Origin of the sequence: Sorangium sp. So ce1014 (genome assembly GCF_051521505.1) — a bacterium.
In the GTDB taxonomy this organism is placed as follows: Bacteria; Myxococcota_A; Polyangia; order Polyangiales; family Polyangiaceae; genus Sorangium.
This window is the reverse complement of sequence record NZ_CP150356.1, coordinates 1,017,861-1,038,988: the sequence shown is the minus strand read 5'-3', so window position 1 is coordinate 1,038,988 and position 21,128 is coordinate 1,017,861. Positions and strand designations below refer to the sequence as shown.

Here is a 21,128-nt window from a genome sequence, read left to right as displayed (position 1 = left end):
CTGAGAAGACGGATCAACGAGAGAATCGGAGTCGATTTGCATGACGGACGAGCGCTCCATGGCGTTCGGCCGCGCGGCGCAAGCTGCGGCGCGCGGCGATCGACGGACAGGGCGCGGCGGCGCGCGAGTGCGCGCCCGCGCCGGCCATTCCACGCGCGGGGCCGCCGCGGTGCGGAGCTCGTCGACCGATCAGGACGTCACGCCGGAGGGCGCGCCCGACCAGGGCGGATGCCCTGCGAGGCGCGCGCAGCGCAGGACGGACGCGCGCCGATCAGGGCACGCGCGCGCCGGCGCGAAGGCGTGGAGACGAGCTCAGCTGGCCGCGGCGGAGACGACGGCGGCGGCGCAATGGGTGTGCTGTGTATTCCCACTCATGACCTAACCTCCGTGTTCGGCTCACGTCACAACGACGCGGCAGCACCTAGAATCCGCCAGCGCCGCGCCGCCGTCAAGCGCCTCCGTAAACGGACGAGAACCGACGAGAACTGACGAGAACCGGCGAGAACTGACGAGAACCGACGAGAACCGACGAGAACCGACGAGAACCGACCCCCCTGCCCCTCTGGAAAGGGCCAGGCAGGGCAGGGCGCCCCGGCCGTCCGCCCTGGCCGCGGGGGAGGTTGCGAGGAGGCCCTCGCCGCACTAGGGTCCTTCGCTCCATGCCCACACCCTTCGAGCTCGTCTCCGAATTCAAGCCGTGCGGTGACCAGCCTCGCGCGCTGCAGGAGATCTGCTCCGCCTTCGAGCAGGGCGAGGCCTTCCAGGTCCTCCTCGGCGTCACGGGCAGCGGCAAGACGTTCACCGCGGCCAAGGTGATCGAGAAGCTGCAGAAGCCGACCCTCATCATGGCGCCGAACAAGACGCTGGCGGCCCAGCTCTACGGTGAGATGAGGGAGCTCTTCCCCAACAACGCCGTCCACTATTTCGTCAGCTACTACGACTACTACCAGCCCGAGGCCTACGTCCCGACGAGCGACACCTTCATCGAGAAGGACGCGATTATCAACGACGCGATCGACCGCATGCGCCACGCGGCGACGCACGCGCTGCTCTCGCGGCCGGACGTGATCATCGTCGCCTCGGTGAGCTGCATCTACGGCATCGGCTCGGCCGAGAGCTACCACGGGCTCCTGATCAAGCTCGAGCGCGGCACCGAGATCCGCCGCGACGAGCTGCTGCGGCGGCTCGTCGACATCCAGTACACGCGCAACGACGTCGATTTCCACCGCGGCACGTTCCGCGTCCGCGGGGACGTTGTCGAGATCTTCCCCGCCTACGAGGAGTCGCTCGCGATCCGGGTCGAGTTCTTCGGCGACGAGATCGAGGCGATCAAGGAGGTCGACCCCGTCCGCGGCAAGGTGGTGGGCCAGCTCGATCGCTACGCGGTCTTCCCCGGCTCCCACTACGTCACCGAGCAGCAGCAGCTCCGGCTCGCGATCCACGCGATCCGCGAGGAGCTGCGCGAGCGCATCGACCACTACGACAAGGCCGTGCGCTTCCTCGAGAAGCAGCGGATCGAGCAGCGCACGATGTACGATCTCGAAATGCTGGAGCAGATGGGGTTCTGCAATGGCATCGAGAACTACTCGCGCCACCTCTCGGGCCGGAAGCCCGGCGAGCCCCCGCCCACGCTGATCGACTATTTCCCGAAGGATTTTCTCCTCATCATCGACGAATCGCACCAGACGGTCCCGCAGGTCGGGGCGATGTTCCGGGGCGATCGGGCGCGGAAGGAGACGCTCGTCGAGTACGGGTTCCGGCTCCCGAGCGCGCTCGACAACCGGCCGCTCAAGTTCGAGGAGTTCGAGCAGCACTACGCGCAGGTCCTGTTCGTGAGCGCGACGCCCGGCGACTACGAGATCCAGAAGTCGGCCGGCTCGGTGGTCGAGCAGATCATCCGGCCGACCGGGCTCATCGATCCGCAGATCCGCATCCAGCCGGTGGGCGGGCAGGTCGACGACCTGCTCGCGCGCATCCGGGAGCGGGTGGCCCGCGGCGATCGCGTGCTCGTCACGACGCTGACCAAGCGGATGGCCGAGGATCTCACCGAGTACTACACCGAGCTCGGCATCCGGGTCCGTTACCTCCACTCGGACATCGACACGCTCCAGCGCGTCGAGATCCTCCGCGATCTCCGGCGCGGCGAGTTCGACGTGCTGGTCGGCATCAACCTGCTGCGCGAGGGGCTCGATCTGCCCGAGGTGTCGCTTGTCGCCATCCTCGACGCCGACAAGGAGGGCTTCCTCCGGAGCCCGCGCTCGCTCATCCAGACGATCGGCCGCGCCGCCCGCAACGTGAACGGCGAGGTCATCATGTACGCCGATCGCATCACCGACGCGATGAAGCGCGCGATCGACGAGACGACCCGGCGGCGCGTGATCCAGGAGGCGTACAACAAGGAGCACGGCATCACGCCGGCCACGGTCAAGAAGGCGATCCTCGACCTGTCGCCCACGTCGGGCACGCGCGACTACTACGCCGTGTCGAAGGGCCCGGCGAAGCTCGCGGCCGACGCGGCGCGCGCCGCGATGGACGTTGTCGACCAGATCGACGCGATCCGGCAGGAGATGTTCGCGGCGGCGGAGAACCTCGAGTTCGAGAAGGCGGCGCGGCTGCGCGATCAGCTCCGCCAGCTCAAGGCCCAGCAGGGCGACGGGGAGGCCGGCGCCGCGCGCGAGGTGGCCGAGGAGAAGCCGGCGCGCTCCGGGCGGACGGCGAGCCGGCGGGGCGCGAACGGCAAGGGCACCGCGGCCGGCAACGGCGGCGCGCGGGCGGCGGCCAGCAGCAAGGGCGGCGGGCGGGCGGCGGCGGGGCGCGGGGGCGGGCGCTACCGATAGCGACGGAGCCCGCAGCGGGGGAATAAGGAGCGTGATCCGGCAGGCGCCCTCCCCTCCCTCGCGCGCGATCCACGTCGACCCTGCGGCGCGGCCCTGTTAAGGGGCCCGCGATGGCCGCCTCCGATCCCATCCTCGTCACGGTCACGGGCAGGGACCACCCTGGCATCACCGCCCGGCTCACCGGCGTCCTCAGCGACATCGGCGCCACGCTGCTCGACATCGAGCAGGTGGTGATCCACGGAAACCTGAACCTCGCGCTGCTCGTGCTCCTCCCCGAGGCGCGCAGCGCGCTCAAGGAGCTCCTGTTCGCCGCCAGGGAGCTCGGCGTGGCGCTCGACTTCAAGCCGCTCGACGGCGGCGCGCCGCCGCGCGCTCCCGGGAGCCGCTACGTGGTGACGGCGATCGGCCGGGAGCTCGGCGCCAAGGAGCTGCACGACGTCGCCTCCACCCTCGCCGCCCACGACGCGAACATCGAGAAGGTCGCGCGGCTGTCCGTCGAGCGGCTCTCCTCGGTGGAGATCCAGGTGCTGCTCCAGCGCGAGGAGGAGGCGGACGCGCTCAAGCAGGCCCTCCTGGCGCTCGCCACGCAGAGCAGCTTCGACCTCGCCTTGCAGCGAGAGGGCCTCTTCCGCCGGAGCAAGCGGCTCGTCGTGATGGACATGGACTCGACGCTCATCCGCATCGAGGTGATCGACGAGCTCGCGCGCGCAAAGGGCGTCGCGGAGCAGGTCGCGAAGATCACCGAGCGGGCGATGCAAGGGGAGATGGACTACGACGAGTCGCTCCGCCAGCGGCTCTCGCTGCTCCGCGGCCTCGACGTCGGCGTGCTCCGGAAGCTCGCCGCCGAGCTCCCCATCACCGAGGGCGCAGAGACGCTCATCCGCGTGCTGAGGCGGCTCGGCTACCGGACCGCGGTGATCTCGGGCGGCTTCTCGATCGCGGCGGAGGCGCTGAAGGCGCGGCTCGGGATCGACTACGCCTACTCGAACGCGCTGGAGGTCGAGGGCGGGAAGCTCACCGGCCGGGTCACCGGGCCCATCGTCAACGCGCAACGCAAGGCGGAGCTGCTCGAGACCATCGCGCAGGCGGAAGGCGTGCTGCTCGATCAGACCATCGCCGTGGGCGACGGCGCCAACGACCTCCTGATGCTCCAGCGCGCCGGCCTCGGCGTCGCGTTCCGGGCGAAGCCCAAGCTGCGCGAGGCCGCCGACACGTCGCTGTCCGCGAGCGGCCTCGACGCCATCCTCTTCCTGCTCGGCATCACCGAGCGCGAGCTCCTGGAAGTGACGTGACCGGCGCCGCCCTCGACAGGCGCGCCGGCCCACAAAACTGAACCGATTCAGTCCACGGCCGGCCTGTCGACACGGCGCCGAGCCGAGCGCTCGCCCGCCGCGGCCCCTCGCCCGCGGCGCCTGCGGTGGGTGAGGGTGTGGGAGCGGCTGCGCTGGCTCGGCGGCCTCGCGCGGCGTCCGGCCGTGCGCGGCGTGAGGTTCGCCCGCAGGCCGCCGTGCTATCCACCGAGGCCATGAGACGGAGCAGGTCCACACGGCAGGCGGGCTCCGTCGCCTGGAGCGGAGGTGAGACGTGAAGCGTCCGACGATCACGGACATCGCGTGGCGTGCGGGAGTGTCCAAGGGAGCGGTGTCCTATGCGCTGAACGGCAGGCCCGGCGTGTCGGAGCCGACGCGCGAGCGGATCCTGGCCATCGCGGCGGAGCTCGGCTGGCAGCCGAGCAACGCGGCGCGGGCGCTCTCCGACGGCCGGGCCAGCGCCGTCGGTCTGGTCATCGATCGGCCCGCGCACACGCTCGGCATCGAGCCGTTCTTCATGCAGCTCATCTCCGGCATCGAGGCGGAGCTGTCCGACAAGGCGGAGGCGCTGCTGCTCAAGGTGACCGAGGATCGCGCGGCCGAGCTGGAGACGTACCGCCGCTGGTGGGCGGAGCGGCGGGTGGACGGGGTGATCCTCGTCGACCTCTGCGAGGGCGATCCGCGCGTGAAGCTGATCGAGGAGCTGAAGCTCCCGGCGGTGGTGGTCGGCGGACCGGCGGGCAAGGGGCGGCTCGCGGGCGTGTGGAGCGACGACGCGAGCGCGATGCGGGCGGTCGTCGACTACTTGGCCGCGCTCGGCCACCGGTCGATCGCGCGGGTCGCCGGCCCCGCGGAGTTCATGCACACCGCGCTCCGCACCAAGGCGTTCAACGCGGCCGCCCGCCAGCGCCGGCTGGAGCGGGTGCAGACGGTCCACGCGGATTACACGGGCGAGGCGGGGGGCCAGGCCACGCGGCGGCTGCTCGCCGGGACCACGCCGCCCACGGCCATCGTCTTTGACAACGACGTGATGGCCGTGGCCGCGCTCGCCGTCGCCCAGGAGATGCGCGTCCCCGTGCCCGAGCGCCTGTCGATCGTGGCCTGGGACGACTCGGCGCTGTGCCAGCTCGTGCACCCCGCCCTGACCGCGGTGCGCCGCAACATCGTCGAGCACGGCTCCCACGCCGCCGCGCTGCTCCTGCGCCTCGTGGCCGGCGAGGCGATCGCCGACGTCGAGTGCAGCGCCCCGACGCTGGCGACGCGGGGCAGCACCGCGCCGCCCCCTCGCGCCTGAGCCGGCCTCGCCCCGCCGGGGGTGCGTTCCTCCCTTGCACGCTGTAGACTGAACCGATTAAGTCGATTGCTCGAGGGATATGCACCGCAATTTCGCCAAAGTCGCTGTTCGTCAGCAGGCCGTCGCCTGGCTCGGGGCCAATTTCTGGTCGAGGCGCGGCGGCCCGCTCATGTGGCAGAGCTACGATCCGGCCCTGGTCCGCGAGGAGCTCCGGGTGCTCGCCGAGCACGGCCTCACCATGACCCGATCGTTCTTCTACTGGCCCCATTTCATGCCGGAGCCCGACCGGATCGACGAGGGCTGCGTGGAGCGCTACGGCGATTTCCTCGACGCGCATGTGGAAGCCGGCCTGACCACGATCCCGACCCTCCTCGTCGGCCACATGTCCGGCGAGAACTGGGACCCGGCCTGGCGGCGCGGGCGAGATCTCTACGGGGACGTGTGGATGGTCGCCCGGCAAGCGTGGTTCGGCGAGCAGATGGCGCGGCGCTTCGCGGGCCACCCGGCGGTGACCGGCTGGCTCATCTCCAACGAGATGCCGATCTACGGCGAGCGCGAGCGCTCCGTCCGCGAGACGGTCACGAGCTGGGCGAGCCTGCTCGTGCAGGCGCTGCGGGCCGGCGGGGCGAGCCAGCCTATCTCGATCGGCGACGGCGCGTGGGGCATCGAGGTCACCGGCAACGACAACGGGTTCTCCGTCCGCGACCTCGGCGCCCTCGTCGATTTCCTCGGCCCGCACGTGTACCGGATGGAGAACGACCTGGTGCGCCAGCATTACGGCGCGGCGTTCGTCTGCGAGCTCACGGGCTTCCTCGGCAAGCCGGTGGTGCTGGAGGAGTTCGGCGTGTCCTCGGGCTTCGCGTCCGACGAGAACGCCGCGCACTACTACCGGCAGGTCCTCCACAACACCCTGCTGGCCGGCGCCACCGGCTGGATCGGCTGGAACAACACCGATTTCGATCTCATTCACCAGGATCCCTACCGCCATCACCCCTTCGAGCTCCACTTCGGGCTGACGACCACCGACGGTCGCCCCAAGCCGCAGCTCAAGGAGATGGCCCGCTTCGCCAGGGTGCTCGCCGACATCGACGTCCTCGGCTGCGAGCGCGAGCCGGCCGACGCGGCGCTGATCGTGCCGTCGTACCTGGAGGGCGCGTTTCCGTTCACGGAGGCCGAGGATCGCACCTACCTGTTCACGATGCTGCGGCAGGCCTACATCGCGGCGAAGGAGGCGGATCTGCCGCTCGGGCTGACCCGGGAGCGGGACGGGATCGCCGAGGATTGCCGGCTGTATCTCCTGCCGTCGGCCAAGCAGCTGACCGCGCCGAGCTGGCATCTCCTGGAGCGGCTGGCCGCCGGCGGCGCGGTGGTCTACGCGTCGTACTCCCACGGCACGCACGGGTCACAGCGCGGCCCCTGGTACGCGCACCTCAACGCGATGTTCGGTGTCGAGCATCAGCTGCGCTACGGCATGGTCGACCCGATCGAGGGCGATCGCGTGACGCTCACCTTCGAGCGTCGGTTCGGCACGATCGCCGAGGGCACGACGCTCACGTTCCCGGTCGCCGGCACCGACCACAGCCGCGCTTACCTGCCGGTGCGGCCCCGGGGGGCGGAGGTCGTCGCGGTCGACGAGCGCGGCCGGCCGGCGCTGCTGCGGCGCCAGGTCGGGAGCGGCAGCGTCGTGCTCTGCACCTACCCGATCGAGCACTTCGCCGCGGCGACCCCGCGGATCAACCCGGAGCCCACCTACAGGCTGTACGACGCGCTCGCCGAGCTCGCCGGCGTGCGGCGGCCGGTGATCGTGGACGACCCGCGCGTCGCGGCCGACACCCTGCGCCACCGGGATGGCCGCCGCTTCGTGTTCCTGGTCAGCCAGGCCGGCGAGCCGCTCTCGGTCGAGCCCGTGGTGGCCTCGGGGCACCTGACCGAGCTGGGCGGCAAAACGCCGGTCCGCGCCGTCGAGCTCGCGCCGTACGACGCGCGGATCCTCGAGCTGCGGGCGGGGCCGCGGTGAGCGCGGGGCCGCGGCTCAGTACCAGCGCGGCGTGCCGCAATCGATGTGCAGGTGGTCCCGGTGGCTCGCGTCGAAGTCGGGCCCGAGGACGCGCGAGGTCGCCCCCTCGGCGCGGAGTCGACGGGTCACGCCGCGGAGAAAGCGCCCCTCGCGGGTGCTCGGGTCGTTCCCGTAGAGCACGTAATCGCGGAGCACGCTGATCGCGCGGCCGCGCTTGGGCGAGAAGCGCGCGACATCGAATGCATTGCCGAACGAGTGCTCGCTCAGCCCCTCGCTCCACCGGCGCATCCTGCCGACCACTTCCCTGCAGGCGAAGCTCCCCAGGGTGCTGATGCGGGTGATCGGCGAGCTCAGGTGCGCTTCCGCCTCTTCCTGGATCACGCGCTCGATATCGGTCAGCCGGAGGGCGAGCGAGCAGTCGACCTGAAGCGGAGGCGAGTAAACGATGCCAGTCGGGCCGCGCGTCAGCAGCACGCCGTGCGGGATGCCGCACCCCTTCTTGTTGGGCTTCGCGATGTCCGGCAGCGGCTGAAACCGCGCGCCGGAGAGCTTGAGCGCGTCGCGGCACTCCGCGCCTGCGGCCGCGGCGATGTGGTTCCACTGGCGCTGCGCTCGCGGCGGCCGCTCGCCGAGGCCGGCGGCGTCGGCGAGGTGCTCGACCCAGGTGCCGGCCCATCCCGGCGATGCCGCCGGCGGCGTCGCGGGCGCTCCGCCGGCGCCGGCGGGCGCCGGTTCCGCGGGGGCCGGCGCTGCTCCTGCGAAGGCCGGCGCTGCTCCCGCGAGGGTCGGTGCCCCCGCGAGGGCCGGCGCCGGGGGCGCCATCAGCGCGGTTCCGCCGAGCTCCGCGAGCGTCGGGCCGCCGTGAGAGCAGGACAGCACCGAGGTCATCGCCGCCGCAGCGAGCCCCGGAAGAAAGCGTGCGTGCACATCGATGTCCGTACCGCAGCGGGCGACCGGCGCAAGACGCGCGATCCGCCCATCCCCGCGCGCCCGCCCACACGGCGCCCGCGTTCGCCAGCCTCAGTCCTCTCCCGCGCCGCCCCCCGCAGGCCCGCTTCCTCGGCGCTCGCTCCCTTCCGTCGCCGCCCCGTCTTCCGGCTCTCCCGGCACCGTCGACCGGAGCAGGAGCAGCCCGGCCACCGACACGACCGCCCCCGCCGCCGTCACGCTCCACGGCAGCACCTCTCCCTCGATGATGCCCTGCACCGACGGCGGCTTGAAATAGAGCAGCGACACCGCGAGCCCGTTGTTCAAGGCGTGCAGGAGCGCCCCGGGCAGCGCCGAGCCGGTGCGGTGGCGCGCGTAGCCGAGCACCAGCCCGAGCGAGAACGTCGGCAAGAGCCGGTACACCGAGCCGTGCGCGAGCCCGAAGAGGAGCGCCGACACCCCGATCGCCACCGCGGGCCCGGCGCGGCGCAGGCCGGAATAGACGAGGCCGCGGAACAGCAGCTCCTCGCAGACGGCCGGCGTCACGGCGACGAGCAGCAGCACGACAGGGTACGGCTGCCCGCCGAGCAGCACGAGCTCGCCGAGCTCGCGGGCGAAGGGCTCCGGCGCGGGGAACCACCGGAGGACGGTGCCGCCGATCGCGGCCCACGCCGACACCCCGAGGAGCAGCGCCCCGGCGAGGCCCCGGACCGAGGGCCGCCGGAGGCCGAGCGTCGCCCGCGGCGAGTAGCCGAAGCCGGCGACCAGCGCGAGGGTCGGGGCGAGAAAGAAGCCGACCTGCGAGACCGCGAGCTGGACCACCACGCTGGCGCGGGCGATGAGCAGGCTGCCATAGAAGAAGAGCACCTGGACGCCCGCGAACGCCGCCAGCGAGAACCCGGCCGACGGCGTCCCGCCGGCCCGGCGCCGGAGGCCCAGCACGGCGCGCGCCGACTCCTGGCCCCCGAGCAGCACGTTCTCGCGCTCGAACACGCGCGCGGCGAAGAGGAGCGCGAGGCAGGCGTAGAGCGCCGAGGAGAGGAGCGCCGTGAAGAGGAGATCGGCCGGCGCCTCCCCCACGAACAGCGCCTTGATCAGCACCGCGATGTTGAGGACCGGGGCGTAGGCCGTCCAGGGGTTGAGCTCGACCACCGGCAGGGCCGTGATGCCGGCGAGCAGCGAGAGCGGCAGGTACGCCGGCATGAGCGCGTTCTGGCCGTCCTTGAAGTCCTTCGCGAACACGGCGAGCGCGAGGAACAGCGCCGAGAACAGGAGCGTGACCGGCACGAGCAGCACGAACGCCAGCGCGAAGATCCAGGGATCGACGACCATCACGTCGGGCAGCATCCGGCTCACCGTGAGCGACAGGCTCACCACGTTGCCGAGCGCCGTGAGCAGCGAGATGACCCACACGGCCAGGAATTTGCCCGAGATGATCTCGATGGATCGCACGGGCGCGCACAGCAGCGTCTGCATCGTGCCGCGCTCCTTCTCGCCCGCCGTGAGGTCGATCGCCGGGAGGAAGCTGCCGAGGAGCGACATCAGGATCAGCATCATCGGCATCATCGAGCCGAGGATCTGGCCGACCTTGCGGCTGTCGGCCGCGACGTCGCGCGGCACGACGTCGTAGGCGATCGAGAACCCCTCGGGCAGGCCGCGCGCCGCCTCTCGCTCCGCGACGATGGCCGTGCGGGCGCGCCGCAGCGCGCCCTGGAGGCGCGCCTCCGCCGTGGCCGAGTCGGCGCGGACCGAGTCGAAGTAGATCGCGACGGAGCCCTTTCCGCCGCGCCCGAGCTCGGTCCCCAGCGACGGCCACGGGACGAGCACCGCGTCGACCTTGCGCTCGCTCACCGCGGCGCGCGCCGCGGCGAGCACGGGGTTCTCCGGCTCGGTCCACCGCGGCGGCGGGTCCTCGGCCCCGGGCGCCTCCTCCTCGCTCCGGGGCACCGGTCCCGCCGGCGGCGCGAGCGCCCCCGAGAGGAGCCCGTCGCGCACGTCCGGCGGCGCGCCGGCCCACGGCACGAGCTCGAGCTTGCCCGCCGGATCGAGCCGCGTTCGCAGGCCCTCGGCCAGCTCCCCCCACACCGCGATCCGCGACGAGCGCGCCTCGCGCGCCGCCGCCTCGGAGCCGATGAGCTTGCTCATCCCGAGCGCGAAGAGCGGATAGAGGAGGATCGGCACGAGGATCAGGCGCACGAGCGTGCGCCGGTCCCGGAGCGACTCGACGAGCTCCTTGCGGAGGATGGTCCAGACGATGGCGAGCCTCATCGCGCCGTCCCTCCCGGAGCGGGCGCGCCGGCGCTCCCGGGCGTATCGCGCCCCTCGCGCGGGCGGCTCCGCTCCACGTGGTGGAGGAAGGCGTCCGTCAGGTTCGTTGTGGCGGTGCGCTCGAGGAGCTCCGGCAGCGCGCCGGTGTCCGCGATGCGCCCCTCGTGCACGAGGGCGATTCGATCGCAGAGGTACTCGGCCTCGCCCATGATGTGCGTCGAGAAGAGGACGGCCCTGCCCGCGGCGCGCTCGCGCCGGATCGACTCGACGATGAAGCGGCCGCTGATGATGTCGAGCGCGGTCGTCGGTTCGTCGAGGATGAGCACCTCGGGCTCGTGGAGGAAGGCGCGCGCGATGTTGGCGCGCTGCTTCTGCCCCGCCGACAGCGTGCTGCACGGCCGCGAGGCGAACGCGTCCATCTCGAGGTCGGCCACGAGCGCGTCGATGCGGCGCGAGAGCGCTGCCTCGCCCATGCCGTACAGCCTGCCGAAGTAGCGGAGCACCTCGCGGGGCGTGAGCCGCTGGTAGAGCTGGGTGTCGCCCGAGAGAAAGCCGATCCGCTGCTTCGCCTCGAGCGGCCTCGCGGCGAGGTCGACGCCGCCGATGAGGACGCGCCCCGCGGTCGGCGACAGGATGCCGGCGAGCATCCGCAGGGTCGTCGTCTTGCCCGCGCCGTTCGGCCCGAGCAGGCCGACGACCTCGCCGCTGTGCACGGCGAGGTCGATCCCGTCCACGGCCGTGAAGTCGCCGTACCGCTTCACCAGATGCTCGGCGCGAAGTGCGGGGCGCATGGCGGCATGTCCTATTCGGTCCGCGGCGGGGCGCAAAGCGCCGGTCGGCGCGCAGGGCCGATGCGCAAGAGCACGGCCCAGGCCGCGAGACGCCTGCCCGCGCCGCCCGACCGGCTCCCTCCGGGGCCGTTCCGCGGCGCCCCCTCGACGTCCGCCGCAGCCCCCCCTAGACTCCCCGGCCGGAACGTCATGTCGACGAGCACGCCTTCCATGCCCTACCGCAACCGCACGACGTCCGGGCCGCTCCAGTGTCCCTGCGGACACGGCCGTGACCACTACATGGTGAGCGCGGAGGCACAATACCGCATCCTCGGGTACATCCAGCTCGCGTTCGGGATCTCGGCCCGGCCGACGAAGGTGAAGTACAGGTGCCGTCGCTGCGACACGGTGTTCTCGACGACGACGGATCCCGCGGTCCTCGACAAGCATTACTGACGTGCGGCGCGGGTGCTCCTGAACGACACATGGCCGGCCGCCCCGCGCGGCCCGGAGGCTTCATGAAAGGCCGCGTCCTCATCGTCGCCGGGTCCGACTCGGGCGGCGGCGCCGGCATCCAGGCGGACCTCAAGACGGTCACCGCGCTCGACGCGTACGGCGCGACCGCGATCACCGCGCTCACCGCCCAGAATACCCGCGGCGTCCCCGCCGTGTTCCCGGTGCCGCCCGACTTCATCGGCCGCCAGATGGAGCTCGTGCTCGACGACATCGGCGCCGACGCGATCAAGACCGGCATGCTCCACTCGGCCGAGGTCATCGCCGAGGTCGCGCGCGTCTACGAGCGCCTCGGCCGCGGCACGCCGCTCGTTGTCGACCCCGTCATGGTCGCCAAGGGGGGCGCGCGCCTGCTGGAGTCCGACGCGGAGGGCGCCCTGCGCGTCCAGCTCCTGCCGCTCGCCGCGCTGCTCACGCCGAACATCCCGGAGGCCGAGGCGCTGACCGGCACGGTGATCGACAGCGTGGACGCGATGCGCCGCGCCGCCGCGCAGTTGCTCTTCATGGGCCCGCGCGCCGTGCTGCTGAAGGGGGGCCACCTCCCTGGCGCCACGGTCGTCGACGTCCTCCGGACCGCGCCGGAGCCCGGCGCCTCCGGGCACCCCGGGGGCGAGCAGCTGTTCGAGGACGCGCGCATCGAGACGCGCGCGACCCACGGCACGGGCTGCACGCTCGCCTCGGCCATCGCCGCCGGCCTCGCCCAGGGCCTGGCCCTCGTCCCTGCGATCGCGCGTGCGCGCCGCTACCTCCGCGAGGCGATGCGCGCCGCGCCCGGGCTCGGCCACGGCCACGGTCCGCTGAACCACGCCCACACGGCGCGGCCGTTCTCCTGAACACCGCGCGCGGCGGCGTCCTCCTGTGGACGGCGCCGCGGCCGCGGCGGCCCCGCCCAGCCGGCCGCGCGGGGCCGGCCCCGCCCAGCCGGCCCCGCACGGCCGGCCCCGCCCAGCCGGCCCCGCACGGCCGGCCGTGCGGCGCGCGCGCCGGCCCCGCCCCGTCCCGCGCCGAACGGGCAAGCCGCAACGCTTGTGCAACGACTCGTTGCGCCCGGGGCTCGAATGGACGACCCTGCGCGCAGTCCGTATCGACGTGCCGGCGCGTCAGCTTCGGCGCCGGCGCGGAGCTCTTCCTCACCCTTCGTGCGCCCGTGGCCGTGACCAAAGATCCCCTCCCTCCCATCGACGTCGGAACGGTCATCAACGACCGGTACGAGGTCCTGAAGAGCATCGGCAAAGGCGGCATGGGCGAGGTCTTCTTGGCCTTTGATCGCCTGACCCAGCAGCAGGTGGCGCTCAAGGTGGTGCCCGAGGCCTCCGCCATGCCGGGCGACGACGAGGCCCTGCGGCAGGAGGTGATCCTCGCGCAGAAGGCGCGTCACCCGAACGTCTGCCGCGTGCACGACCTCGCGCCGAGCACGTGGGGGCCCATCCTCGTGATGGAGTACATCCCCGGGCAGACGCTCCACAACCACATCCGCAAGCGCAAGACGTCCGGCGGGTTCAGCGCCGACGAGTTCCGCAAGATCTCGACCGACGTCTGCGCGGGGCTCGCCGCCATCCACCAGCAGGGGCTTGTGCACGGCGATCTGAAGCCCGGCAACGTGATGGTCGCCGACGATCGCGCCGTCATCCTCGACTTCGGCTTCGCGAAGGAGCGCGCTCGCGCGGCCGTGCGCAAGCCGGGTGCGCCCCCGGACGGCGGCACGCCTCATTACATGTCGCCGGAGCGGCTGCGCAGCGGCGGGGCGAGCCCCGAGGACGACGTCTACGCCGCGGCGCTGACGCTCTGGGAGATGTGGACCTGCCGCGTCCCCGAGCCCGGCTACAAGCCGCGGCTCAAGACGATGAAGCAGCAGATCACGTTCGACGTGCCCGCCGCGCTGACGAACGACGAGATCAGGCAGATCTTCCGCGGGCTGAACCCGGATCCGCAGATGCGCCCGCAGGCGCGGCACATGCGGTTCTTCAACCCGACGCAGACCACGACCGCGCCGATCCAGCTGCCGCGCGAGCGCATCGACCCCGGCCCGGCGCCCGGTCGGGCCATCAAGACGCAGTTCACCCCCGGTGCGCAGTCGCTGCTCATCACGTACGCCACGAACGCGCCCGACAGCGTCACCACGCTGTTCCCGCTGCAGAAGCCGGTGCTCTCCATCGGCCGCCGCAGCGATCAGGATCTCGTCCTGGCCGAGGCGACCGTCTCCGGCTCGCACGCGCTCCTTCGCTGGCAGACGGGCTCCTGGCTTGTCGAGGATCTGAACAGCACGAACGGCACGTACGCGGACTTCCCGTTCGAGCGCAAAGCGCAGGTCTCGCTGCTCCACGGCGCCGAGGTGCAGCTCGGCGAGTGCCGCCTCATGGTGGTCACGTTCGGACCGGACTCGCCGCACCACGACAAGGCGAAGCGCTACCTTGCGCGGCGCGACGGCCTCACGGGGCTGCTCGTGCGCGAGCACCTGATGAAGGCCATCGACGAGGACGGCTTCTTCGCCGAGTGGGCCGAGGTGCCGATGGAGATCGCGCGCTTCGAGCTCCGCGGCCAGAACGGCCTCGTGAGCCTGCGGCCGACGATCCTCGAGATGCTGGCGCTGCGCAAGGCGGCGCTTCAGGTCGTGGACCTGACCCAGACGCTGCTGCTCAGCCTGACGCCGGCCGCGGCCGGTCGCACCGGCCCGCTCACGTTCGTCGTCTCGATCGTGGGTCCCAACCTGGACGAGGCCCAGCATGTGGTCGAGCAGGTCGTCGCGCAGGTGCAGGGCACGCTCCCCGAGACGCTCGAGCTGACCGCCACGCTCGTGAAGTGCGAGCCGGGTCGCCCCGCGCGCACGCTGATCGACTGAGGGCGACGCCGCGCCGTTGCGGCTGCCGCGCGTCGCCGCCGACGAGCCGTCATTCAGCCGGCGCCGCCGCGTGCTCGTCCGGAGCCGCCGAGCCCGTCACGCAGGCGCATGACCTTTGGCGCGAGCCCTCGCTCGCCGGCAGCTCCCGCGCCGGAGCGGCGAGCGCCTACTGGGACGATCCGCTGCAGGCCTCGCCCGGCGCGGCGACGTGGTCGATCACCACCTCGCCGGACAGCTTCCGGACGTCGATCTCCCCCTGCCAGATGAGCTCCGCGCTGCCCTGCGCGTCGACGACGTCCCGCAGCAGCCGCACGTAGATCTTGCGCGGGGCGACCTCGGGAATTGCCACCGCGAAGTCGAACGCGCAGACCGAATCACACCTCGGGTTCGCCGCGTCGGGCTCGTCCCTCTCGGTGATCTCGTAGATGCTGTCGATCCGGTCCACGTGCATCACACGCTGGCCGCAACAGTTGAGCAGGAGCCGGCTGTCCGCGACCGTCAGGGATCCGCTCGATGGGTCGTAGCGCCAGCGCAGCACCTCGGCGCCGCAGTAGCTCTCCTCCCCCTCGACGGCGAGCCTCCGCTCCGGCTCCACGAACCCACCGGCCTCGCTCACGGTCCCCACCTGCGCAGGCTCGGTCTCCAGACACGCGTTCAGGAGAACCAGCGAACCCACCGTTGCAAGTGCCCTACAGACCGGCGCGTACTTCATGCACAGACTTCCTTGGTTATCTCGCCCCACTGTTAAAATACGCCCAAAATGAAGAATCAGGGCTTCAATAAGAAGGCGCGATCTGTCTCCGCGATAACTATCGCCGAAACAGCCGCTGTCTGGCGTACGTAAGAGGCGCGTGCCACCACACCCCGGAGCAGCTGCACGCACATTCGAGTGTGATCTACGCGTTTCGGGAATAAATGTCCAGGTGAAACGTGGCAGAATACGCCCGGCCCTCTGACCTTGGACGTCGTGGTCGGTCGATCTGCTCCACCATCCCACCCTCAAGGCACGGTGCCAGACAGCCGCGCGCGATCCGCTGCCGGCCGCCCATCCCGCCGGCCCAGCGCACGGCGGGGCGACGGGGGCGCGGTGGTCACCTCGAGGCGACGGTCGTGCTGCGCCGGGGCGGCGAGCTCTGCTCGTGGCAGTCGGCGTCCGCGGGGGCGTCGTCGAGGACGACCGCGCCTGCGGTGACGTCCAGGTCGAGGGTGCCGCTCCAGACCACGGCCGGGCTGCCCTGCTGATCGACGACGTCGCGCAGCAGCTTCACGTAGATCTCGCCCCGCGGGACGTCCTGCACGCCCACGGACAGATCGAAGGCGCACTGCTCGCTGCAGCGCCCCTCGGCGTCGTCCGGCTCGTCCCGCTCGGTGACCTCGTAGAGGCTGTCGATCCTCTCGACGTGGATCGCGCGCTTCCCGCAGCAATCGAGCATCAAACGAGAATCGGCGAGCCGGAGCGTCGCTGACGGCTCGTCGTACTGCCAGCGGAGCACCTCGGCGCTGCAGTATCCCCCGTCCTCTCGCGGGGCGAGCCGGTGATCCGGGTTCCGGAACCCCCCCTGCTCGCTGATCCTCGTTTCGTGAACCGCCGCCACCGAGCTGCAGCCACCGGCGCAGAAGGACCCGACGATCGCGATGGCGGTCCAGATACGGCTCGACACCATGCTCTTCTCCATGTTCGTTTCGCTGGCTGACCAGGGCGGCCTACAGCAATTCCCGTGCAACTTTCCAGCCAACTCCCCCCTGAGCAGTCCGGAGGCTAACTGCGTCCGACGCAGCGGGCCAAAGAAGCGGTGACCGCCGGCGCGGTCTCCCTTCGCTCCGCTCTCCGCGGCGACGCACGTGATCGCGCAGGAGCTCGCCACGTCAGACGGGCCTGGGCCGAAGAAGTTGTCGGACGGAGAGCCCCTGGATCCAGCCGCGACGCGGCGCCCGCTGTTCCCGCGCGCCGGATGGCCGGGCCGCACCTCCCGCGGCGCGGCGCGCGGCGTGTCGCTCGCTGGATCGTGGCGCTGGAGGCCGACCGTGCGGGACGCCTTGCCACAGCGTGTGCAGCGTCCGCACGCCGCGCCCCCGATCTGCGCAGCACCGCCGAGCTCGGGTCAGCGGGCGCCGCGCTGGGGCGGCGCCGGCGAGCGGGTCAGTTCTTCGCCTCGACGGCCTTGCCGGGAGGAAGGGGATCCCAGCGCAGCGAGTCCCCGAGCAGGTTGGAGATGCGCTTGGGGCGCTGCCCGTCGACGCGCATGATGTAGAGCCCCGGGCCCTCGCCGGACGTGCGCGTGGAGAAGAAGGCCACGAGCCGCCCGTCAGGGCTGCAAGCCGGGTACCCGTTCCTGCCCTGGCTCTGGGTCAACCGCGCGAGGCCGCCGCCCGTCTCCCCCGAGACGACAAGGTCGGTGTTCTTGCCGGCCCCGACGGCATAGACCGCCTTCACCCCGTCGGGGTGGTTGCAGAACGTGGGCGCCGACGCGAAGAGCCCCTCCGGCGAGATCGCCTTGCCGCCCACGTAGATGCGCTGCCCGTACCTGCCCTCGCCGGAGAAGGCGAGCTTGCCTGTCGGCGTGAACGCCGGGTGGAGCGCCATCCCCACCTCGGACGCCGGCTTGATGCTCTGGAAGTCGGGCCCGGAGAACAGCTTGATCGTCGACCCCACCCCGATGCTGAGCGCAACCTGGGAACGATCCTTGGAAAAGGCGATCCCGTAGACCGAACCCTTCACCGGCAGCGCCAGCGGGCCTCCCGCCGGCGTGAAGATCTTGTACTCGTCGCCCTTCACGCTCGCCGCGTAATGGAGCTGCTCGTTCTTCCCGAACACCGGGGCGATGGCTGTCTGCTCGGGCGGCGAGACGGCCTTGGCGTCGTGCCCGTCGGCGTCGATCGTGAAGACGCGGCGCAGCGAGCCCGAGCCCGAGGCGAACGTCATGTGGCTGGCGAAGCCGCCGTTCTGGCCGGTGAGGGCGCCGATGAGCTGGTCGGCCACCCGGTGCGACTCGAAGCGCACGTCGCGGAGCGGCACGATGAACTTCTTGTCGAACACCGGGGCCTGCCCGCGGTTCACCAGGAACGCCTGGCCGACGAGCTCGACCTTGTCCGGGGCGACCTTCTTGCCGCGCACGCTCACGACCGCCTCGACCCCCTTCGCGGACCACGCCTTCACGTCCACCGGGCTGTCGGAGAGGTACAGACCGTCGGGCGCGGCGCTGTCGGGCAGCACCTCGAACTCGCCGCACAGCTCGAGGTCGCGCCGGACCACGCTGTGGAGCGTCACGTCCTCGGGGTCGGAGACGAGCGACGGCAGGACGCCGATCTTCGGGAGCGGGCGCGACGCGCCGGCGACGACCGTGATGTGACCGAGGATCTCGTCCGGGTTGGGGGGCGCCGTGGAGGCCGGCGCCTGCGCCGGAGCAGGGGGGGCAGCGAGCGCGGCGGCAGCGAGCGCCAGCGCGCCGAGGGCGTATTGAGCTAGTCGCATGTGGTCTCCCTACAGACGAACGTGACGCTGACCTGCTTCTGACCGAGGTCGGGATAGTTCTCGGGCGGCGGCGGCAGCGCCTGCCCCTTCGCCCCCTCGAGCGTCGCCCGCGCGGCCGCGTCGAAGATGGCATTCCCGCTCGGCGTCAGCGTGTAGCTCACCATCTGCCCGTCGGATAAAACGATCACCGCGCGCGGCTTGTGCTTCGTGAGCTCCTCCGGCGGGAGCCCCGAGCCGTTCACGCGGAACCTGCTCGAGAACCAGCCCGCGATGCGGGCCAGGTACAGGTCCACCGCGCGCGCCTTGAGGGGATCGGTCTCCGTCCCCTCGGCGACGCCGTCCTGGTGCCCCTCCTGGTCGACGTTGGCGACCTGGCCGGCGTCGGTCGTCGGATCGAGCTCGGTGTCGACCTGCTTCGCGATCTCGGCGTCGGGCGGCGGCGGCGCGGTGCCCGCGTCGGCGACCTTCACCTCCGGGGGCGGGATGTCCTCCTCGGTCTTGCCCGCGTCCGGCGACACGAACGCCTTCTGCTCGACGCGCGGCTTGGGCGTCTGGCGCACCCACCGGTCGGGCAGCTTCATCTTGTCGCGCTTGCCGCCCAGCTTGAGCAGCGGCGTGTCCATGTCGAGCACCGGGACGACCTTCACCGGGACGCTCGGCCCCTTCTCGATCTCGGCCACCGCCGCGGGCACGGTGAGGTCCGCCAGGCTGACCGCGACGGCGGCGCCCGCCTGCACGCCCATCGCCACCGCGAAGGCGAGCGCGACGTCCCGCGGGCGGAAGTCGCTCTTCGTCCGGCGCTTCCCCGGCGGCGTCATCGGCCCGGGCGCGCGCGCCGCGGCCGGGCTCAAGGCGCCGCTCCTCCAGGTGGCGGCGCGCCGCCGCCGGGCCGCGGCGCCGCGCCCTCCGGCTCGATCTCCGGCTGGACGAGGAGGTTCAGCCCCTCGACCCCGGCGGCCCGGGCGGCGGCGACGACCCGCGCCACGGCGCCGTAGCGGGCGTCCTTGTCGGCGCGGATGTAGAGCTCCTTCTCCTTCTGCACGCGCCCGTTCGACGCGAGCACGCCCTCGATGTCGGCGGTCGCGTCGTCCTCACCGAAGAGGATCTTCTCCTCCTTCGTGATGGTCACGACGAGCTTCGTGTCCTTTGTCGGCGCCTCCTCGGCGGAGACGTTGGGCAGCTCGACCCGGAGCCCTGCCGTGAGCAGCGGGGCGGTGACCATGAACACCACGAGGAGCACCAGCATCACGTCCACGAGCGGCGTGACGTTGATCTCGCTGAACCCGCCGCCCCGCCGCCTGCGCCCTCCGCCCACCGACATCGCCATGATCGGCCCTGCCCCTCAGCCCTTCGGCATCACCGGCGTGGGCCGGTCGCTCGTCCGCTGGAGCGCCAGCGGGATGGACTCCTGCACCGCGCGCGCCGAGAGCGACGCGATCTCCACCCATCCCTCGCTCGCGGCCTCGAGCGCCGAGAGCAGGTCGTCGATGCGCTTGTTGAGCCCGTTGTAGGCGATGACGGCGGGGATCGCGGCGAACAGCCCGATCGCGGTCGCGATGAGCGCCTCGCCGATGGCCGGGGCGACGACGGGCAGCGACGCGCTCTTCTGCTGACCGATGCGGAGGAACGCGTCCATGATCCCGTAGACGGTGCCGAACAGGCCGATGAACGGCGACGCCGCCGCGATCGACGAGAGCGTCGGCATGAGCGCGCTCGCCCGCTGCGTCTCGGTCACGATCGCGCGCTTCGCGATCGAGTCGAGGAGCTTGTGGGTCCCGGTGCGGCGGCTGAGCTCCAGCACGACGCGGGCGCCCGGCGCGTCCGCGTGCCGCTGCGCGAGCGCGAACAGCTGATCGGGCGAGTGGGCGTGCGCCGACTCGTGCTCGAACCGCGCCTGCTGCGCCGAGAGCCGGGTCAGCTGGAGGAGCTTCAGGACGGCGATCACCCAGACGAGGATCGCCGCGAAGATCAGCAGCCAGACGACAAGGAAGACCGGACCGGAGGCGTGGAGGACCAGGGAGACGGGATCAAGCTTGATCGGGACCGCCGTCGCCGCCTCGGGCGCGCTTTGCAGGAAGGCCATATCGATCTCTTCGGGTCAGGGAATCGGCTCGTCGGGGATCCGCGCGCGCGGCCCCGTTCAGTGCAGTTTGCGACCGCGGCCCCCTCTCTCACCTGGAAGCGCGGCCGTGGCCCTCTTCACGTCGTCCAGCGCCGCGCGCGGCGCGGCGCGGCGCTCAGTCCGCCAGCAGGATGTCGACCTTCCTGTCGCGCGCCCAGCCCTCTTCGTCCGCGCCGGTCGCCTCGAACTCGCCCTTCGACGAGGTCGCGATGCGGCCCTGCTCGAGGCCCTTCTTGGCCAGGTACTCCGCGACGCTGCCGGCGCGCTTCTGGCCGAGGCCCAGGTTGTACTCCGTCTCCCCGCGAGGATCGGCGTGACCGATGAGCTTCATCCCCTTGCCCTTGAGCGGGCCCGAGACGAAGCAGCGCGCCAGCGCGTCGAGCGCGCTCGCCGCCTCGCCCTCGATGGCCGTCGAGTCGAACGCGAAGCGGGCCGTCGGCAGATCACCGCAGGCCTTGAGGATCTTGTCGTCGATACGGATCGACCCGCTCGTCGGCTTGGCCGTGTCCTGCTTCGGGGCGGGCGCCACCGTGTTCGCCACCGGAGGGGGCGCGACGGTGCCGCCGACATTCGCCGGCGGCTGCGGATCGGAGCCGCAGCCGGCCGCGAAGGCGGCAAGGGGCGCCGAGACCACGAGGATCAACGCGGGCAGTTTTGTCATGGGCATGCCGTTACCACGCCACGGAGCGCGTTGCAGCATTTTGAGCGGCCGCCGGCGGGCCGGCGCGCCGGGAGGACAATCATTCCTGTAAAGTGCCG

Annotated in this window: 17 protein-coding genes; 7 read left to right on the top strand and 10 right to left on the bottom strand. The window is 71.8% G+C overall.

Annotated features, from left to right (window positions below):
• The first annotated feature begins 659 nt into the window (after positions 1-659).
• From uvrB to WME75_RS03960, 4 genes are all read left to right on the top strand, one after another.
• Positions 660-2,837, top strand: coding sequence for an excinuclease ABC subunit UvrB (gene uvrB / locus WME75_RS03975; RefSeq protein ID WP_437486579.1), 2,178 nt, complete (start codon positions 660-662; stop codon positions 2,835-2,837).
• Between the two features lie 110 nt (positions 2,838-2,947).
• Positions 2,948-4,129, top strand: coding sequence for a phosphoserine phosphatase SerB (gene serB, locus WME75_RS03970; protein ID WP_437486577.1), 1,182 nt, complete (start codon positions 2,948-2,950; stop codon positions 4,127-4,129).
• A 292-nt stretch (positions 4,130-4,421) separates the two neighbouring features.
• Positions 4,422-5,441: a LacI family DNA-binding transcriptional regulator gene (locus WME75_RS03965; protein WP_437486575.1), complete on the top strand. Its 1,020-nt coding sequence runs from the start codon at positions 4,422-4,424 to the stop codon at positions 5,439-5,441.
• Between the two features lie 79 nt (positions 5,442-5,520).
• Positions 5,521-7,458, top strand: a complete 1,938-nt coding sequence (locus tag WME75_RS03960) for a glycoside hydrolase 5 family protein (protein ID WP_437486573.1) — start codon at positions 5,521-5,523, stop codon at positions 7,456-7,458.
• A gap of 15 nt (positions 7,459-7,473) precedes the next feature.
• Here WME75_RS03960 and WME75_RS03955 read toward each other — a convergent pair whose 3' ends face one another.
• From WME75_RS03955 to WME75_RS03945, 3 genes are all read right to left on the bottom strand, one after another.
• Complete coding sequence (locus WME75_RS03955; RefSeq protein ID WP_437486571.1) at positions 7,474-8,385, bottom strand: extensin-like domain-containing protein; 912 nt, start codon at positions 8,383-8,385, stop codon at positions 7,474-7,476.
• Positions 8,386-8,478: 93 nt separating this feature from the next.
• A complete protein-coding gene (locus WME75_RS03950) occupies positions 8,479-10,653 on the bottom strand; it encodes an ABC transporter permease subunit/CPBP intramembrane protease (protein WP_437486569.1) in 2,175 nt (724 codons plus the stop codon).
• A complete protein-coding gene (locus tag WME75_RS03945; protein ID WP_437486567.1) occupies positions 10,650-11,444 on the bottom strand; it encodes an ABC transporter ATP-binding protein in 795 nt (264 codons plus the stop codon). The genes WME75_RS03950 and WME75_RS03945 overlap by 4 nt, the downstream gene beginning before the upstream one ends.
• A gap of 189 nt (positions 11,445-11,633) precedes the next feature.
• Here WME75_RS03945 and WME75_RS03940 point away from each other — a divergent pair, with 189 nt between their 5' ends.
• The 3 genes from WME75_RS03940 to WME75_RS03930 all read left to right on the top strand — a co-directional run bounded on the left by WME75_RS03940 (position 11,634) and on the right by WME75_RS03930 (position 14,775).
• Positions 11,634-11,879 (top strand): hypothetical protein, encoded by a 246-nt coding sequence (locus tag WME75_RS03940; protein WP_437486565.1) that lies wholly within the window; start codon positions 11,634-11,636, stop codon positions 11,877-11,879.
• Positions 11,880-11,941: 62 nt separating this feature from the next.
• A complete protein-coding gene (gene thiD, locus WME75_RS03935; RefSeq protein WP_437486564.1) occupies positions 11,942-12,769 on the top strand; it encodes a bifunctional hydroxymethylpyrimidine kinase/phosphomethylpyrimidine kinase in 828 nt (275 codons plus the stop codon).
• 320 nt (positions 12,770-13,089) lie between these two features.
• Complete coding sequence (locus tag WME75_RS03930) at positions 13,090-14,775, top strand: protein kinase domain-containing protein (protein WP_437486562.1); 1,686 nt, start codon at positions 13,090-13,092, stop codon at positions 14,773-14,775.
• A gap of 166 nt (positions 14,776-14,941) precedes the next feature.
• On the opposite strand, the gene WME75_RS03925 is transcribed toward WME75_RS03930, so the two are convergent.
• The 7 genes from WME75_RS03925 to WME75_RS03895 form a co-directional block, all read right to left on the bottom strand.
• Positions 14,942-15,451, bottom strand: a complete 510-nt coding sequence (locus WME75_RS03925; RefSeq protein ID WP_437486560.1) for a hypothetical protein — start codon at positions 15,449-15,451, stop codon at positions 14,942-14,944.
• Between the two features lie 415 nt (positions 15,452-15,866).
• A complete protein-coding gene (locus tag WME75_RS03920; protein WP_437486558.1) occupies positions 15,867-16,439 on the bottom strand; it encodes a hypothetical protein in 573 nt (190 codons plus the stop codon).
• A gap of 476 nt (positions 16,440-16,915) precedes the next feature.
• Positions 16,916-18,247: a tolB protein gene (locus tag WME75_RS03915; RefSeq protein ID WP_437486556.1), complete on the bottom strand. Its 1,332-nt coding sequence runs from the start codon at positions 18,245-18,247 to the stop codon at positions 16,916-16,918.
• Positions 18,238-19,098 (bottom strand): TonB C-terminal domain-containing protein, encoded by an 861-nt coding sequence (locus WME75_RS03910; protein WP_437486554.1) that lies wholly within the window; start codon positions 19,096-19,098, stop codon positions 18,238-18,240. Before WME75_RS03910 ends, WME75_RS03915 begins: the two co-directional genes overlap by 10 nt.
• Positions 19,095-19,574 (bottom strand): biopolymer transporter ExbD, encoded by a 480-nt coding sequence (locus tag WME75_RS03905; RefSeq protein ID WP_437486552.1) that lies wholly within the window; start codon positions 19,572-19,574, stop codon positions 19,095-19,097. The genes WME75_RS03910 and WME75_RS03905 overlap by 4 nt, the downstream gene beginning before the upstream one ends.
• Positions 19,575-19,589: 15 nt before the next feature.
• Complete coding sequence (locus tag WME75_RS03900; protein WP_437486550.1) at positions 19,590-20,330, bottom strand: MotA/TolQ/ExbB proton channel family protein; 741 nt, start codon at positions 20,328-20,330, stop codon at positions 19,590-19,592.
• A 154-nt stretch (positions 20,331-20,484) separates the two neighbouring features.
• Positions 20,485-21,030 (bottom strand): OmpA family protein, encoded by a 546-nt coding sequence (locus tag WME75_RS03895; RefSeq protein ID WP_437486548.1) that lies wholly within the window; start codon positions 21,028-21,030, stop codon positions 20,485-20,487.
• Between the last annotated feature and the right edge of the window lie 98 nt (positions 21,031-21,128).